Below are 1,715 nucleotides of genomic sequence, written 5' to 3' on the forward strand. Positions count from 1 at the left end.
TGGCGGTCGCAGTTCTGGTCGTGGTGGTGGGATATCGCAGGGTCGATATCGGCGCGAAGGTGCTGGCCGTTTTGATGGCGCTCGAGCTCGGCGTCCTCGCAGTCTTCTGTGTGGCGGTTCTGTTGAAAGGCGGCCACGAAGGACTGTCGCTCGACAGTTTTTCGCCGTCGACCTTCATGACAGCCGGACTGGCGAGCGTCTTCGTGTTGACCTTCACCTCCTTCGTCGGTTTCGAGCAGACGGCGATCTACAGCGAGGAAGTTGTCGATTCCAAACGCACAGTGTCGCGTGCGACCTACACAGCAGTCACTGTTCTGGCCGTGGTCTACGCATTCTGTGCTTGGGTGATCGTGCAGGCCGTCGGCCCGAGTCGGATGGGCGACCTACTCGGCGGTGACCCGTCCGAGCTGATCTTCGATCTCAACAATGAATTTGCCGGCTCCATGATGACCGACGTGATGCATCTGTTGATCGTCACGAGCTTCTTCGCGGGTTGCCTTGCCCTCCACAATGCTTGCAGTCGCTATCTGCTCACCATGGGGCGCGCGAGAGTCTTTCCTGCCGGGCTTGCACGGGTTTCGCCGACCACTGGAACGCCGAGCGTCGCCGGAATCACACAAGGCGCACTGGTATTCGCGGCAATCGCCGGCTTTGCGCTGACGCCCGCAGACCCGTACACCCAAGTAGTCGTGTGGACGAATACACCAACGATCATCGGTGTGCTGGTGTTGCAGGTTCTCACTTCCGTCGCCGTGCTCAGGTTCTTCTCGCAGGATTCTCGCGGTGAAGGTCTGTGGCAGAGGTTGATTGCACCCTCGCTCGCTGCAGTGGCGTTGATCGTCGCGCTCGGATACCTCTTGATGAACATGAGTGACCTGACCGGGTTGACCACCGCGCAAAACTTCTTGTTGGCAGTGCCATTGCTGTTGGCTTTCGCATTCGGCGTGGTCCGCGGGATGCGCGTACGTGAACACTCGGTCGAGGAGTTGTCGGCATGAGCGAATACGCATGGTCGGTCCCCGGAGGGTTGGTCGAACGTCCCGGAATTGTTCCGGGCGCTCCCGAGATATGGGTCTATGCGGACAGGTTCTCGTACTTCGGTGGTGACACCGTCTCGATCCGAGTGCATACCACCGCAGAAGAATACGACCTCGAAATTGTTCGAGACGGCGCCCGGCCGCAACAGGTCGCGCAATACTTCGGTCTGCCGGGCAAGCAGCAGCAGACGCCTGCCGGCGCGTACGCAGTGGGCTGCGACTGGGCGGAATCCCTTGCCGTCGAGATAGATCCGAAATGGACGTCCGGCATGTACTTGGTTCTGGTCCGGATGCTCCACGAAGGGGTGACTATTGAGCGGGAGGGCTTCTTCGTCGTCAAGGCGCGCGAACCCGAGCATGCCGACTTCGTACTCATTCACACCACCAGCACGATGTTGGCCTACAACGACTGGGGTGGGGCAAACCACTACCGAGGTGTTCCGGACGGCTCCGGCGATGTGCCGACACCGATTTCCTCGACGCAGCGTCCCGTCGCGCGGGGGATGTTGCGCAAACCCGAGGGTGCAGCACGCAACATCCACACCGACACACCGGGAATCGGATGGATTCCCCGTCACCCGCCGTACGAATGGGCGTGGGTGAACGGCTACTCGCGTCACCATGCGGACGCCTTCTGGGCCACTTACGAGAGGCCGTTCACGGTCTGGGCGGAAGAGC

At 60.9% G+C, this 1,715-nt stretch carries 2 protein-coding genes; both read left to right on the forward strand.

What is annotated here, in order from left to right:
* Positions 1-998, forward strand: a 998-nt coding sequence (locus A2J01_RS22560) for an APC family permease (protein WP_064113636.1), incomplete at its 5' end; no start/stop codon positions are given.
* The coding region (locus A2J01_RS22565; RefSeq protein WP_331715333.1) for a N,N-dimethylformamidase beta subunit family domain-containing protein at positions 995-1,715 on the forward strand (721 nt) is incomplete at its 3' end. The genes A2J01_RS22560 and A2J01_RS22565, both read left to right, overlap by 4 nt.

Origin of the sequence: Rhodococcus sp. EPR-134 (assembly GCF_001647205.1) — a bacterium.
Classification (GTDB): Bacteria; Actinomycetota; Actinomycetes; order Mycobacteriales; family Mycobacteriaceae; genus Rhodococcus_F; species Rhodococcus_F qingshengii.